General features: G+C 64.2%; 11 protein-coding genes. 8 read left to right on the top strand and 3 right to left on the bottom strand.

What is annotated here, in order from left to right; all coding sequences use genetic code 11:
• Positions 1 to 3: 3 nt before the first annotated feature.
• The 8 genes from HHL15_RS00395 to HHL15_RS00430 all read left to right on the top strand — a co-directional run bounded on the left by HHL15_RS00395 (position 4) and on the right by HHL15_RS00430 (position 9,940).
• Positions 4 to 1,371 (top strand): putative O-glycosylation ligase, exosortase A system-associated, encoded by a 1,368-nt coding sequence (locus tag HHL15_RS00395; RefSeq protein WP_169143842.1) that lies wholly within the window; start codon positions 4 to 6, stop codon positions 1,369 to 1,371.
• The gene (gene xrtA, locus HHL15_RS00400; RefSeq protein WP_169143843.1) at positions 1,368 to 2,942 is read left to right on the top strand and encodes an exosortase A; all 1,575 of its coding nucleotides are present in this window, start codon (positions 1,368 to 1,370) and stop codon (positions 2,940 to 2,942) included. Before HHL15_RS00395 ends, xrtA begins: the two co-directional genes overlap by 4 nt.
• On the top strand, positions 2,939 to 4,201 hold the full coding sequence (locus tag HHL15_RS00405; RefSeq protein WP_169143844.1) for a glycosyltransferase family 4 protein: 1,263 nt from the start codon (positions 2,939 to 2,941) through the stop codon (positions 4,199 to 4,201). The genes xrtA and HHL15_RS00405 overlap by 4 nt, the downstream gene beginning before the upstream one ends.
• A complete protein-coding gene (locus tag HHL15_RS00410) occupies positions 4,194 to 5,606 on the top strand; it encodes a glycosyltransferase (protein ID WP_169143845.1) in 1,413 nt (470 codons plus the stop codon). Before HHL15_RS00405 ends, HHL15_RS00410 begins: the two co-directional genes overlap by 8 nt.
• The gene (locus tag HHL15_RS00415; protein WP_169143846.1) at positions 5,603 to 6,439 is read left to right on the top strand and encodes an AAC(3) family N-acetyltransferase; all 837 of its coding nucleotides are present in this window, start codon (positions 5,603 to 5,605) and stop codon (positions 6,437 to 6,439) included. The genes HHL15_RS00410 and HHL15_RS00415 overlap by 4 nt, the downstream gene beginning before the upstream one ends.
• Before the next feature lie 36 nt (positions 6,440 to 6,475).
• On the top strand, positions 6,476 to 7,654 hold the full coding sequence (locus tag HHL15_RS00420; protein ID WP_206198517.1) for a beta-L-arabinofuranosidase domain-containing protein: 1,179 nt from the start codon (positions 6,476 to 6,478) through the stop codon (positions 7,652 to 7,654).
• A 132-nt stretch (positions 7,655 to 7,786) separates the two neighbouring features.
• On the top strand, positions 7,787 to 8,767 hold the full coding sequence (locus tag HHL15_RS00425) for a glycosyltransferase family 2 protein (RefSeq protein WP_169143847.1): 981 nt from the start codon (positions 7,787 to 7,789) through the stop codon (positions 8,765 to 8,767).
• A gap of 126 nt (positions 8,768 to 8,893) precedes the next feature.
• Positions 8,894 to 9,940, top strand: a complete 1,047-nt coding sequence (locus tag HHL15_RS00430) for a glycosyltransferase (protein ID WP_169143848.1) — start codon at positions 8,894 to 8,896, stop codon at positions 9,938 to 9,940.
• Between the two features lie 33 nt (positions 9,941 to 9,973).
• On the opposite strand, the gene HHL15_RS00435 is transcribed toward HHL15_RS00430, so the two are convergent.
• From HHL15_RS00435 to HHL15_RS00445, 3 genes are all read right to left on the bottom strand, one after another.
• Positions 9,974 to 11,398, bottom strand: a complete 1,425-nt coding sequence (locus HHL15_RS00435; protein WP_169143849.1) for an oligosaccharide flippase family protein — start codon at positions 11,396 to 11,398, stop codon at positions 9,974 to 9,976.
• Positions 11,399 to 11,589: 191 nt separating this feature from the next.
• Positions 11,590 to 12,318, bottom strand: coding sequence for a hypothetical protein (locus HHL15_RS00440; protein WP_169143850.1), 729 nt, complete (start codon positions 12,316 to 12,318; stop codon positions 11,590 to 11,592).
• Positions 12,318 to 14,129 (bottom strand): asparagine synthetase B family protein, encoded by a 1,812-nt coding sequence (locus HHL15_RS00445; RefSeq protein WP_169143851.1) that lies wholly within the window; start codon positions 14,127 to 14,129, stop codon positions 12,318 to 12,320. Before HHL15_RS00445 ends, HHL15_RS00440 begins: the two co-directional genes overlap by 1 nt.
• Positions 14,130 to 14,369: the final 240 nt, after the last annotated feature.

Here is a 14,369-nt window from a genome sequence, read left to right on the forward strand (position 1 = left end):
AAATTGCGTGATTTACTGGTACTGCTGCTGTTTTCCTACGGGGCGATCAAGGCGCTCAAGAATCCCTATTACGGCGCGTTGCTGTGGGTCTGGATCGGTGTCATGAACCCCCATCGGCTTGGCTGGGGGTTTGCCTATTCGATGCCTTTCGCGCTGCTGGCGGTGGCCATCACCGCGACATCGATGTTCGCCCACTCCAAGGAGGTACGCTGGCCGAGCGGTGGCCCGATCACCGTGCTGATCCTGATGGTCTTCTGGATGGGCCTGACCACTGCGCTGGCCATCCACCCCGCAGAGAGCGCCAGCGTGTACGTGGAGGTGCTGAAGGTGATGCTGATGGTGGTGGTCACCGCGTCGGTGGTGCGTACCCGCGAACAGATCCTTGGTGTGATCGGCGTACTGGTGATTTCGATCGGCTACTTCGGTGCAAAGGGGGGCATCTTCACCCTGACCACCGGCGGTGGACAGCGGGTCTGGGGTCCCACGGCCAGCCCCATCGAAGGGAATAACGAGCTCGCAGTTGCGCTGATCGTGACCATCCCGCTGATCTACTACCTGATTCTCCAGGCAGACACGGTATTGCGCCTGCCTGTCTTCAAGCCTCTCAGCAAGAAGTGGTTCAAGCGGGGGCTTGTCGTGCTGATCTGCCTGAGCGTCTTTGCGGCCCTCGGCAGCCAGTCGCGGGGGGCCTTGCTGGCGATTTCCGCCATGTCGACGGTATTCTGGTGGCGTAGCAAGTCGAAGCTGACGATCGGGCTGGTGCTGCTGCTGCTGGCCCCGGCAGCAATCATGTTCATGCCGGATGAATGGACCTCCCGGATGAACACGATCAAGACCTACGAGGAAGACGAGTCGGCGATGGGGCGCATCAATGCCTGGACGATGGCGTTCAACATCGCCAACAGCCGGCTCTTCGGGGCCGGGTTCGTGACTGATTCGTCCTTCGTCTACCAGATGTACGCCCCGAATCCGAATTTCGTCATCGTGGCGCACAGCATCTACTTCCAGATCCTTGGCCAGCATGGCTACATCGGCCTGTTTCTCTACCTCCTGTTCTGGTTGCTCACCTACCGGACTGCGGGGCGCTTGATGCTCCTCGGCAAGAAGGACCCGGGGCTCGAATGGGTCGTGCAGATGGGGGCCATGTTCAAGGTGAGCCTGATCGGCTTTGCCGTTGGCGGAGCCTTCCTGAGCCTGGCCTACTGGGACATGCCCTATTACCTGATGGTCGTTCTCGTGACCACCGAGCTATGGGCCCGCCGCCACCTGTCTGAAGCCGGGGCCGGCCTGGCCAGCCCGCCGGCAGCAAAGGGAGGGGCGCAACTGGCCGCCGGACGCGGCCCGGCAGCAGGTGGTGGGGTGATCGGATGAGTGTCGTCGAACCGCGCATCAAGAGTCCGGACGAGCTCCGGGAGACTCCGCCATCCTCTGGCCGGGAGACCGGCAACAGGCCCGCCCTGACTTTCGGGGCCGTTTTACTGGTGTGGTGTGCCATCCTGCTGAGCTTTCGCGGGCATGTGGCGCTGGTGCTCCAAGCTTGGGAGACCCTCCCCAGCCATTCTCATGGCTATGTGGTTCTGCTGGTGGTGGCCTATCTGCTATGGACGAAGCGCCCGCAACTGCAGGAGGTGAGCTGCCGCCCCTCATGGAAGGGCTTCGCTTTCCTGAATCTGCTGGGCTTTGCCGCGCTGCTGGGGGACATGGTGTCGGTGGCTGGCGTTGTCCAGTTCTCGGTGGTCTTCATGCTGTTCGGGGCCGTCTGGGCGGTGGCGGGCGACAGGGCGGCCCGGCTGTGCATGGGGCCGCTGAGTTTCATGCTGTTCGCCGTGCCTTTCGGGCACGAGATCCTGCCGACCCTGATGAACTGGACCGCCGATGCAACGGTGGTGGCCTTGCGCGAAAGCGGCGTGCCGGTCTATCAGGAAGGGCGGAACTTCGTCATTCCCAGCGGGCGCTGGTCGGTGGTGGAGGCCTGTGGCGGGATACGCTATCTCCTGACATCGATCTTCATCGGTGCCGTTTTTGCCTACCTGACCTACACCCGGCCCCTGAAGCGGGTGCTGTTCATGGTCTGGGCGGTGATCATGCCTTTGTTTGCCAACTGGATCAGGGCTTACGTGATCGTGATGGTGGCCCATCTGACCGGCAATGAATGGGGGCTTGGCCTGAGCCACCTGGCACTGGGCTGGCTGATCTTTGGCGTTGCCATCTTTGCGAGCTTCGCCGTGGGTACCCGCTGGCGCGATCCGGTTCCCGTTTCTCCCCCAATGGCACCCGGGGAGCGCGCGACCTTGGGCCGGATCGCTTCCGCTGCGCTGGTGGCGGCCCTGATGCCGTATGGTTGGCAGCTTGCTTCGGCAGGGCTCGAGGTGCGTGGATCCGCCGCTGCTCCAGCGCTTGCCCTGGCTTCGCTGAGTGGCCTGGAGCGTGCCGAGGGCCCGACGGACAAGGTTCAGCCGGTCTATCCCGGAGCACGCATGACCTACCAGGCCACCTACCTGTTCAAGGGCGAGCCCATCGATGTGTTCGTCGCTTACTACCGCAATCAGGCTCAGGGGGCCGAGTTGATCAGTGTCCTCAACAAGATCGAACCCACCGGGGACTGGAGTTGGTCTGTCTCAGCGAATGCAGAGAGGGCTGGCCCGACGCTTCCGCCAACCCGCCTCGAGGGGTACAGCCGCAACGGGAAGCATGCGGCGTTGCATCATCTGTATTGGGTTGGAGGCAGCACGACCACCAGCGATCTCGGCAGCAAGCTGCTGCAGGTGTGGTCGCGGTTGCGCGGACAGGGGGACGATGCGGCCTTCGTGGCGCTCACGGCTTACAGCGCAGAGAGCGTGGAGCAGGCCAGCCGACGGGTGCAGGACTTTGCCGCGACGCACCTGGAGCGCCTCCTGGGCGACCTCGATCGCGCTGCCCAAGACGGGCAGGGCGGGCAATGAAGGGGGCCGGACCGATGGATACGGGGGGCGCCTGCCTGATGGTTGCCAGCATCTTCACGCCGATCCAGGGCGGTTCGGCCACGGTGTATGCCAACCTGTGCCGCTATGCGCCTCCCGGGGCCATGCTGGCGCTGGCGAGCCGCCGCCACTATGAAACCGGCGAGGAGATCCCGGGTTGGCGTGAGCATGATGCCGGCTGCGGCTTCCCGGTGCACCGCCTGGATCTGCTGCGCCCGGCCGAGATGCCGCCGCCGGCCAACAAGCTGGTATCGGCGTGGCGCTATCTGACCATCGACATTCCGCTGCGCCTGAAGGTCATCAGTACAGTCTGGAGCTTGATCCGGAAGCATGACGTCCGGGTGATCTGCATCGGCGAGCTCGCTTCGATGGCCTGGCTGGCGGAGTTCTTCCGGGCGGTGGCGGGGACGCGGATGGTCCTCTACGTGCATGGCGAGGAAGTGACCCAGCGCATGGATGCCGGTTCCTTCGGACGTCGGCGCGCAGCCCACCTGCAATCTGCCGATGCCGTGGTGGCGGTGAGCCGTTTCACCGAGAAGGCCCTGGCGGAGCAGATGGGTGTGGCACCCGGGAAGATCTGCCTCATCGAGAACGGTGTGGACACGCGGCGCTTCTCGCCGGGCCCGGACAATACGGCCCTGCGGGAGCGTTTCGGCCTGCATGGCCGGCGCCTTGTGGTGGCGGTTGGCCGGCTGGTGCCGCGCAAGGGCTTCGACAAGACCATCGAGGCCTGGCCGCAGGTCCGTGCGGCCCATCCGGATGCCCACCTGGTCATCGTCGGCGACGGGCCGCAGCGGGCCGCGCTGCAGGCCATGGCCCAGGCTTCCGGGGTGGCCGACAGCATTTGTTTCACGGGGTCGGTGGATGATGCCACCCTGCTGGCCGCCTATCGCAGCGCCAGCCTGTTCGTGATGCCCAACCGCACGATGCCCGACGGCGACACCGAGGGCTTCGGCCTGGTCTTCCTTGAGGCCAATGCCTGCGGTCGTGCGGTGGTCGGTGGCCGCGCGGGGGGGGCCGTCGAGGCCGTCCGGGACGGTGTCAGCGGCCTGCTGGTGGACGGGGAGCGCAGCGAGGAGATCGGGCAGGCCATCAACCGCATCCTGGGCGATGACGCGCTGCGCCGCGAGCTGGAAGCGGGGGCCTTGCGTCACGCCCAGACCAACAGCTGGACCAATCGGGTCGGGATCTTCCAGGATCTCTGCCGCAGCCTGCAGAACAAGGGAGAGAAGCATGTCTGAGCCGCGCACCTTGCTGGTGATCGCGGGCGAGTTTCCGCCACTCAAGACCATCGGTCGGATTCGCACGGTCAAGTTCGTGGAGCAGCTCCGCCAGTATGGCTGGCGCTCCATCGTCATCACTTTGCAGCCCAACGGCACCGAGCCCAACTACGACCCTTCCCTGTCGGCCGAGATCACCGACGGCGTTGAGGTCATTCGGCTGCCCCTGCGGGACATCGAAGCCGAGATCGCCAATGCGGTGAAGCGCTTGATGGGACGGAGTCCGATGCCGGTGAGCGCGCCGGCAGGCGCCGGCGTGCCGGGCGGGGGGAGGGCGCCTGCGCCCGTGTCCACGCAGGCGCAGGGCGGATTGATGGATCGTGCCCACGCCCTCACGCGCTGGCTCCTGCGTAATTTCGTGCATGTGCCGGATGATTACCGCCCGTGGGCAACGGCTGTCGTCGAGGCTGCCCGGCCCCTCTGCAAGGCGGGCCGGATCGACGCGATCTACACGACGCTGCCTCCCTTTGCCAGCATGTTTGCCGGCCATGCGCTGCGCAAGGAGACGGGGATCCCATGGCTCGTGGACTACCGTGACCTGTGGTTTGGTGATGTGCTGCGGGAATGGGTGCCCGGCTGGCGCAAAAAGCTCGAGTTTCGAATGGAGAAGCGCCTCCTGAGTGAGGCCGATGTGGTCATTACCGTCTCCGAGCCCAAGACAACCTACATGCAGCGTCTGCACCCGGATCTCAAGGCGCGCTGGGAGACGCTGACCAACGGCTACGATACTGAACTCTACGGCGACCGCCAGCGTACCCGGCCCTTCACGGGGGAAACGGTGGAGTTTGTCTACACCGGCCGGCTGTTCAAGAACCGGCGCGGCCATGCCTTTGCGGAAGCCCTCGGATGCATCCACCGCAGTGATCCGGCCCTGGCGGCACGGGCCCGGGTACGCATCCTCGGTGGTGTCGAGCCGTCCATCCGCGAACGCTACGACCGCATCCTGGCCGATTACGGGATCGCCCATCTCTATGATTTCGCGGGTGATGTCAGCTACGCGGAGGCGATGAACGCCCAGGTCAATTGCGACTACCTGCTGCTGATCGTCGATACCGGGGAGACCTCCGATGGCGTGATCCCGGGCAAGCTCTTCGAGTATGTGTCGGTCCGCCGTCCGATCTTCGCCCTGTGCGACCCGGGTGCCACCCAGCAGATCATTGAGCGGGCCCGCCTCGGCAAGGCTGTGCCGGCCGAATCGGTGGAGGCCTGCGAGGCCATGCTGCGGGAGTGGCTGGCCCGCCCGGTGCCAGAGACGGTGGATTCGGACGACGCCTACCTGGCCCAGTTCGATCGCAAGGCGATCACCGCCCGTTTCGCGCGCCTGCTCGACGAAGTGGTGGAAGCCGCGCGAAAGGAGCGTCCATGAGCCGCCTGGCCGCCCTCAAACAATGGGTCAAGGAGACCGCCGCCCGTAGCGTGTGGGCCTACGGAGCAGACAAGCTGCTGCCGCAGCTGCGCGCCTGCGGCGTACAGCCCGGCTCCACGCTGGTCGTGCATTCGTCGTGGCTGCCCTACAACGGTTTCCAGGGCAAGCCGGCGGACCTGGTGCGGGTCTTCAAGGAGGCTGTGGGTGAAACCGGCCTCCTGGTGATGCCGTCGATGCCTTACCACAACATGAGCTCCGCCCAGTGGCTGGCCAAGGGCAAGCCGATGAACGTGGCCCGCAGCCCGTCGATGATGGGCCTGGTGTCCGAGGTCTTCCGGCGCAGCGAGAACGTGCGCCGCAGCCTCAGCCCCACTCACCCGCTGCTCGCCTGGGGGCGTGACGCCGATGCTTTCGTCGAGGGCCACGAACGTGCCGAGCGACCCTTTGGCGCGGCCTCGCCCTTCATGCGCATGCTCGAGCGCGACGCCCTCATCCTCGGTTTCGATGCACCCTTTTCGACCTTCACCTACACCCATTTCGTCGAGGACCAACTGGAGGCCACCTTGCCCTGCGCCCTGTACGAGCCCGGGACGATGAGCGGCCAGGTGATCGATCGCAGCGGTGCCGTCCTCGACTGCCCGGTGCGGGTGCTGTCCGCCGAAGCCAACCGCCTGCGCCGCGAGTCGCGCCTGGTGGCGCACCTGGAGCAGGCTGGCGTGCTGCATGGAGCCCGTATCGGCAATACCCGCCTGAGCTGGATCAGGGCCTCCGACCACAGCCGCGAGTCGGCCCGCTTCGTGGCTGCCGGCACGCATTTCTTCGATGCGCCCTGATCGTAACGAATCCCGAAAGACCTGGAAAAAAACGCGATGAGTATCAGCGAAACCCTGCGCCAGAAGCGTCTCGTCCTGAAGGACACCCTCGGCATCGGCCTGACCGAGCCCACCGACAACCGGATCCACCTGGATGCCGCGATCGCCTGGTTGAAGCATGCCCAGGACGTCACCGGCAATGGCGGTGTCGCCCAGACCTGGCTGGTCCGTTCCCGCCGCTGGGCGCCGTCCTACCCGGAGACGACCGGCTACATCATTCCCACCCTGTACCGCTACGCGGCGATCGCCGGAGACGAGGACAGCCGGGTGCGGGCCCGCCGCATGGCCGACTGGGAGATCGACATCCAGCTGCCCGATGGCGGCGTGCTGGCCGGCGCGCTGGGCGATTCCGACCAGCCCACCGTATTCAATACCGGGCAGGTCATCTTCGGCTGGGTCAGGGCCTTCGAAGAGGAAGGTGACGAGCGCTACCGGACTGCAGCCGTTCGCGCGTCGGCCTGGTTGTGCGACATCATGGACGAGGACGGCTGCTGGCGTAAGTTCGGCTCGCCGATGACCGGCAAGCAGATCAACACCTACAACACCCGTTCCGCCTGGAGCCTGGCGCGCACTCACCAGATCACCGGGGAGACGCGCTTCCTGGACGCAGCCGTGCGCAACTGCGAATGGGCCCTGACCCAGGCGCGGGCCAACGGCTGGCTCGATACCAACTGCCTGCAGGACAACAAGCAGCCCTTCACCCACACCATTGCCTACGCCATGCGCGGCCTGCTGGAGATCGGCGTCTATGCCGGACGTGAGGATTTCATCGCCGCGGCCCGCCGGATCGGTGATGCCATGGTGGCGGCCCTGCCGGCGGACGGCCGGCTGCCCGGCCGTTTCGACGAGCAATGGCGTCCGACCGTCAAATGGTCGTGCCTGACCGGCGATTGCCAGCTCGGCATCAACTGGGGGCGACTCTTCCAGATCACCGGCGAAGCCCGCTACCGTGATGCGACCACGCAGATCCTCGGCTTCGTCAAGCGTACCCAACTGCTGTCCGGTGAGGAGCGGGCGACGGTGGGCGGCATCAAGGGTTCACATCCGCTGAACGGTGGCTACCACCCCTGGCAGTATCCCAACTGGGCCACCAAGTTCTATGCCGATGCGCTGATGATGGACAGCGCAAACCGGGGCGGTCCTGGCTATGTGATCCGCAAGGAGCCTGCTCTTTGAGGGGGCTGTGGGGCCTGTCGCTGTCTGGGGAATGTCTGCCGCAGGCCGGTCGCCGGGCGTGAAGCCGGGCCGGATTCCGGGAATCAACTTTGTTATGTGTGTGCCATGCCGACTTCTCCTCCTCTGCCCAGGGTGCTGATCAGCATCCTCAACTGGAACGGACTTGATACAACCCGGGCCTGTCTCGCCTCGCTCCGCGGGCTCGACTATGCCGGGGCTTGCATCGTGGTCACGGACAACGCCTCCCGCGAGGATGAGGTCTCGGTCCTCCGCGGCGAGTTTCCGGAGTTCGAGTTCGCGTCGAACAAGGCCAACCTGGGCTTTGCCGGGGGGCACAATACGGCCATCCGCATGGCGCTGGAGCGAGGGTTCGACTACGTCTGGATCCTCAACAACGACTGTACGGTGGGCAAGGACGATCTCGCAGGCCTGGTCGCGGTGGCCGAGAGTGACCCGAAGGTGGGACTGGTGTCGCCGTTGATCGAGCTACCCCCGCTGGATGGAGGGGGGGCCAGGTATCAGTTCTGCGGGGCATGGCATGACTGGCAGGAGCTCCGCAGTGTGAGGCCGATGAATGTTGAGGAGGTCCGCGCGCGGGAAGCGGCGGGCCACGACGACATGTGGTTGACCGGAACCGCCCTGCTGGCCCGCTGTTCGATGCTGAAGGAAATGGGCGGTTTCGACGAGCGCTATTTCGCCTACTACGAGGACGATGAATTGTCCGCCAGGGCGGTGCGCCACGGCTACCGCTGCCGGATGGCCTTTTCTGTCAGCGTGATGCATCACTCCTTCCCCAATTCATACGATCGCCCCCCTCATTATTTCTACTTCTGCAGCAGGAACGCCTTGCTCTTCTGGGCCGAAAACACGCCGGCCGAGCATCGCTCAAGGCTGAGGAGGAAGATCGCCGCGCAGATCCTGGTGGAGGCACGCAATCTCCATGATTCGGGCCGCATCAGACAGGCCCGGGCTTGTGTGGCGGGGGTGCTTCATTATCTCGGCGGACGTTTCGGACCGCCGGGGGTAGATTTTGATCGATGTGGCTATCTCGATCCCATTGCCCGCTTTTTCCCCTACCGCCTGGGGGCCATGCTCGGTGCCAGTCTGAGCTAGCCGGAGTCTGGCCGTACGGCCGGCTTGATTGAAAAGCGTCGTGGGCAAAAGCTCCGGCGGAATGTGACTGTGACAGGAGTGGTTATGCAGGATTCGGGGGTGCGGGTTAAGTCGAAGTCCATCAGCATGAGTTCGTTTCCGAACCCTTTCCTGGGCAATCCCTATCTTTCCTTGCTCTATGGCGCGTTGGGGCGCCAGGGGGTGAGTTATGTCCGGTCCGGTTATTTTGGCCAGGAGTGGTTGCGCGAGCATCGGGGGAAGGTCGATGTGCTGCACTTTCACTGGCTGGATACCTACTACGGGGATGGCCGTAACGGTGTCTCGCTGGTCCGCCTGGCAGCCTTCGTGCTCAAGATCCTGATGGCCCGATCGCTGGGATACAAGGTGATTTGGACCATGCACAACCAGTATCCCCATAACCGCAAGCGGGACTGGAAGGCCTGGCTGGCCCGTTTCCTGTGCATTCACAGCGTCAATGTGGTCTGCGTCACCTTTCCCGGCGCTGGCGCTGACGTTGCGCGCCTGTTTCACCGCAGGCGAGGCGTCATCCTCTTGCCCCATGGCAATTACGACCCGGTCTACCCGGACATTCCATCGAAGGCTCAGGCACGGCAGGAGCTTGGCCTGGCACAGGACGATTTCGTGTTCTTCCTGTTCGGTGGCATCTCGCCCTACAAGGGCGCGCATGCAGCCATCACCGCCTTTTCAAGGGTGGCTTCCGCCGGCAATACCCGGCTGGTGGTGATGGGGCAATGCCTCAACGCAGACTATGCGGAGCGCCTGCAGCGCCTGGCAGCTGATCTCCCGGGCGTCCGGCTGTGCTTGGGAGGGGACGACGTGCCTGATGAGGTGGTATGCACCTGGATGTCTGCGGTGGATTGCATCCTGGCGCCCTATGACGAGATCTATACATCAGGGATGCTCTACCTGGCAGCGACCTTCGGCAAGCCGATCATCGCGCCCAGGCAGGGCGTGTTCTCGACCCTGGGAGACAGGGAGTTCGTGTTCCTCTATGACAAGGCTCATCGGGAGGAGCAGTTGCCGGAGCGGATGGCGCAGGTCCTGAGTGCAGATCCGCGAGCCGTGTCGGAGTCGGCACGGCGCTTTGCGGCCGAACACGACTGGGATCGGATCGCCGCCGATGTGCTACGCGACCTGGAGGCTTGCCTCTGAGCGCGTGAAGCGGAGCCATCGCCTGCGCGGGCTTCAAGCCCGTCTCTTGATGAAGTCGGCTACCAGCGCATGCTTGATGGCGAAGAGGGCAAGCGCCCAACTGGTGATGATGATGAGCGCTGCGGCCACGAGGATGGTTGCAGATCCGAGGGCCTGCTCCCTGCCGACTGACAGGATCGCCCAGCTGATCAGGCCCTCTATCACGGCGAGACCGATGCTCGGGCTGACAGCGGAGAAGCATTCGCTCCAGGACACATTGAAGATCCGGTTGACCCTGAGGATGCTGGCGATCGAAATGCCGATGTCCGCAGCGGCAACCGCGATGACGATCCAGATCAGCCCGGCCTGCGCCGCCAGCAGGGCCAGGACGATCTTGGCCGGCTGGAAGACTGCATGCAGCGCGAAGTTATCGCCCGCTCGTCCCGAACCGACGAGAACTGCGCCCGCCACGTTGGCGAGAGCGATCATTGCGGCACCGGAGGTGGCGATCTGCAGGGGGACTGTTGCCGCCAGCCATTGGTCGCCGTAGAGCAGGTCGATGACAGGGCCGGCCAGTACAGCCAGGCAGGCAAAGGCGGGAAGGGCCACGACTGACAGGCACGACAGGGCTCGCAGGTAGGGTTCCTTCAGAGAAATGTCACTGCGGCTGCAATGGGAGTAGTAGGACACGGCCACCGGCACGATGCTATCCACCAGCGCCCGCAGCAGCAGCATGGCTGCTCCCTGTGCCTTGCCATAGAAAGCCACGGCTTCGAAGCCGAGGCTGCGGCCGCAGATGAGCTCCGGCCCGCTCAAGCCCAGTTCGTAAAGGATGGACGATCCGCTGAGCCGGGAGCAGCCGGCAAAGACCCGCTTGCGTTCGGAAAACGACGGAATCCAGGGTTGATCCCGGTCGCGGAAGGCTGCGGCAATCAGCGCGGTGGTCAACCCGCCCGCCAGGCTGCCCCAGGCGAGGCTCATGAAGCCGTAGCCGAGGGCCGCCAGCAGGATTGAAGCGCCGGCCTGCACGACCGCCGAACTCACGTTCAGGACAAAGAGGCGCTCAAACTCCATCCTGCGGGACATCAGCCCGATGGTGATCGCCCCGACAGGCAGCAGCAGGGTGTTGACCGCAAGTACGCGCAGAACGTCGGTCACGCCTTCTTCGTTGTAGAAGTGGCCGAAAGGGACCGCGGCAAGGAACACTACAAGGGCCAGGGTGCTGCTGGTGATCCACATGAATCCCTGGGCCGTCCGGATCCGCTCGGTGCTGAGTTCCTTTTCCTGGACGATGTAGCCGGAGATACCCAGATCACGCAGTACGTGCAGGAAGGACACTGCGACGCTGCCGATGGCGAAGATGCCGATTTCGGCTGGGCTCAGCAGACGGGCAAGAATGAGTGATGAGACAAGCTGCAGGACCAGCGTGGCATTGCGCTGAAGATACGAGACGGCGAGTTTCTTTTTGATGTTGAGCATGAAGATCTACCCGGCTTGCTCATACGTCCCAAGTGCCGTGCCCGCGGGGCGCGTTCGGGGCTGCTGGTCATCCGGGAAAAGGTTCCGCCTGGTTTGGTATGAGGGGGGCGGGGGGCGGCAGGAATCTGCCACGCAGGGTTTTCGTGTCGGTCGTGTCGGACTGCCGTGCATGTCAGGGGGCGCTGCGCGCCCTAGCGGGCTTCGGGGGCAGGGGAGGGAGTTGCCTCTTCACTGACGGCAGCTGCTCTGGCCTGTCCCCCGGTGACCGTGCCGTGCCCGGCCTTCTGGATGCGCTGGGCGAGACCCGGGAGCTGGGCACCCTGGCCATAGGCGATCTCGGCGCAACGCCTGGCTTCCTGCCAGTTTTTCATGTCGGCATGGAGCAGGCCGAAGTTGTAGTAGAAATTGGCGCTGTCTTCGCCCAGGGTTTCGGCCAGCTTGTATTCCTTGAGGGCATCCTGGAAACGTCCCCTCTGGTGCAGGTGTACGCCATAGACAAAGCGTACCCCCTTGTCCTCGGGGCGGAAGCGAATCGCACGATCGAAAAAGCAGTCGGCGGTGAAGCGCTTGCCGATGGGGGGGAGCTGCTTGCTGTAGAGCATCTCGAGCCTGGACACAGCGTTCAGGGCGATGCGGTGGTTCGGGAAGGCTCCGAGTGTGTAGGCAAACTCTGCGCGGAGCCGCTCCGGTGAGAACTTGCGGGTATTCAGGAACTGCATGTCTGGCTGGAAGTGCACGTTCTCCACGCGTCTGACCTGGCCCATCGGGTTTTCACCTGTGGGGACGCGCATTGCAGGATCGTTGTAGTCGAAGGGGCCCAGGCTGTTCTCGAGGCTGCCGCAGTCGTATTCCGAAGCATGGGCTGCCGTCGCCAGCAGGGCCAGCATCAGCAGCCCGGTTCCGAGTATCTTGCGGCGCATCAGGTGTTCCTCGAGGTAAGGCTGCGTGCTTCGGGCAGGGATTGTCCGGCCAGCCATTGGCCCAGCATCATCGAAATCCAGACCATCTCCCCATAATACCCGGGGAACGCTGGCAGATGCTTGGCGAACAGGGCGTCCACGAAGGGCTTGCGCAGTATTTTCTGATCGACCAGCAGGTTCAGGGATTCGTGGGCGAGTTTCTGCAATCCGGCGTGCTTGAGCAGCCAGTGACCAAAGGGCAGGCCGAAGCCCTGCTTTTTCTTGACGATGATCTCCGGAGGCAGGAAGTCCTTGAGGGCTTCCTTGAAGAACCAGCGCAGCTTGAGCCCCTTTAGTTTGTACTCAGGCGGAAGCTTGAGGGAGAAGTCGAGTAGTTCGTCGTCGAGCAGCGGAAAGATCACGTTCATGCCGGCAAGCTGCGTGCTGCCGACCACTTTGGGCAGATCATTGTCTGCCAGGGTGAAGCGCCAGTCGAAGCCGAGCATGCGGTTGATCAGGCTATGGGCGTCGATGCCTTGCCAGACCCGGCGCTGCAGGTCGAGGGGGGCGCCGGTATCGACCGTACCGATGAAGTCCTTTTCAAACACGTTGTCGATCCCCAGACGGAGGATCAGGTTGTACAAGGCGTTGCGGTCGGGCAGGGGGGTGCTGGCCTGTTCGACGTAGCTGGCAGCCTTGCGCATCAAGGGTAGCTTGCCCAGTGGGGTGCCGGTCAGGACGGGTTCCAGCAAGGCGCCCTTGAGCAGCCCGGGGACCCGGTCGTAGTAGCCGAATACGCGTTGCTTGGCGTAGCGGGTGTTGCCTCCGAACAGTTCATCGCCGCCGTCGCCGGCAAACATCTTGACCAGGCCGTCGTCGTGGGCGAGCTTGGCGCACAAGTAAGCGGGCAGTACGGATGAATTGCCGAAGGGCTGGTCGTAGTGGGTGGCCACGTGGGGGATGTTGGCGACGAGGTCGTCGGAAGTGATGTAGTAGGGCGTGTGCCGCACACCGAAGTGCTTGGCGGCGAGCTTTGCGTACTCCATCTCGTCGTAGCCCTCGGCTTCGAAACCGATCGAATACGCTGTAACGGGATTGCCGCTCCGTCCCAGCATGCCCACCACGGTGGAGCTGTCGGTTCCTCCCGACAGGAAAGCGCCGACAGGGGAGCCGTCGAGTTCCCTTTCGACCGCATTGCGGATCAGGTCCTTGAAACTTTGGGCCGACTTGCCGAAGTCGGCCTTGGCTGACTCTTCGAAATGGGGAGCCCACCAGGCGTGCAGCTGGGAGCCTTGTGCGTTGCCGAGCAGGAAGCTGCCGGGCTCGAGGCGGCGGATGCCTTCGAAGATGGTGCCGGGCGCTGGAATGGTATGGAAATAGAAATAGTCAAAGACGGCCTGCCGGTTGATCTCCCGGCGCAGCGCCGGCACTTCGTCGGCCCGGTCGGAGAAGCTGAGCCTGCCGCCTTCGCGGGCGTAGCAGAAGTTGAAGGTATTGAAGCGATCCGAGGCGAGGCCGATGCTGCGTTGGCCGAGGTCGATCCAGAGAAGGGCGAACCGTCCGCCCAGCTTGCCCAGCAGCGCCTCCGGGTTGCCGCAGAGAGTGGGAAGGACGTCCTTCCAGCCGAGGTCGGCAACACGGGCGGCGAGGGCGGCATCGCGGATGCGGGGCGTGCCGAGCAGCACGAGCAGGGCCCGCTCATTGACCACCGTCCGGGCGCTGTGGTCGTGCTCCAGGTGGAGGCCCCTGAAGGCAAGGGGCTCGCCCGGCGCGCAGGCGGCGAGGGCGGAGGGCTGTTCGAGGATGTCGAAATCGATGAAACCGCGGATCATGGGTACGCTGCGCCTTGGGAGGTGGGGGCCGGAATGGCTGTTTCAGAAACGGTATCGCTCAGGGGCGGAGTCGGGCTGCTGCGGATGGGGATGCCCGGCAGGGTGCGCGGCATCCCTGGTTTTCCGCGCCACCGAAGGTTAGCAAATGATCATGATATTGGCACGAATGTATGGGGCATTTTGTGACGTAGTGCTTCGCTTTGATCTACCCGGCAAGTGCGTCCCGGCCTGGAGGGTGGG

Origin of the sequence: Zoogloea dura, assembly GCF_012927165.1 — a bacterium.
GTDB classification, from domain to species: domain Bacteria; phylum Pseudomonadota; class Gammaproteobacteria; order Burkholderiales; family Rhodocyclaceae; genus Zoogloea; species Zoogloea dura.

Bases quoted from the DNA above. Each gene is read 5' to 3' on its own strand.
- xrtA (WP_169143843.1), top strand. From the start codon at position 1,368: ATGAGTGTCGTCGAACCGCGCATCAAGAGTCCGGACGAGCTCCGGGAG.
- HHL15_RS00405 (WP_169143844.1), top strand. From the start codon at position 2,939: ATGAAGGGGGCCGGACCGATGGATACGGGGGGCGCCTGCCTGATGGTT.
- HHL15_RS00410 (WP_169143845.1), top strand. From the start codon at position 4,194: ATGTCTGAGCCGCGCACCTTGCTGGTGATCGCGGGCGAGTTTCCGCCA.
- HHL15_RS00415 (WP_169143846.1), top strand. From the start codon at position 5,603: ATGAGCCGCCTGGCCGCCCTCAAACAATGGGTCAAGGAGACCGCCGCC.
- HHL15_RS00420 (WP_206198517.1), top strand. From the start codon at position 6,476: ATGAGTATCAGCGAAACCCTGCGCCAGAAGCGTCTCGTCCTGAAGGAC.
- HHL15_RS00430 (WP_169143848.1), top strand. From the start codon at position 8,894: ATGAGTTCGTTTCCGAACCCTTTCCTGGGCAATCCCTATCTTTCCTTG.
- HHL15_RS00435 (WP_169143849.1), bottom strand. From the start codon at position 11,398: ATGCTCAACATCAAAAAGAAACTCGCCGTCTCGTATCTTCAGCGCAAT.
- HHL15_RS00440 (WP_169143850.1), bottom strand. From the start codon at position 12,318: ATGCGCCGCAAGATACTCGGAACCGGGCTGCTGATGCTGGCCCTGCTG.
- HHL15_RS00445 (WP_169143851.1), bottom strand. From the start codon at position 14,129: ATGATCCGCGGTTTCATCGATTTCGACATCCTCGAACAGCCCTCCGCC.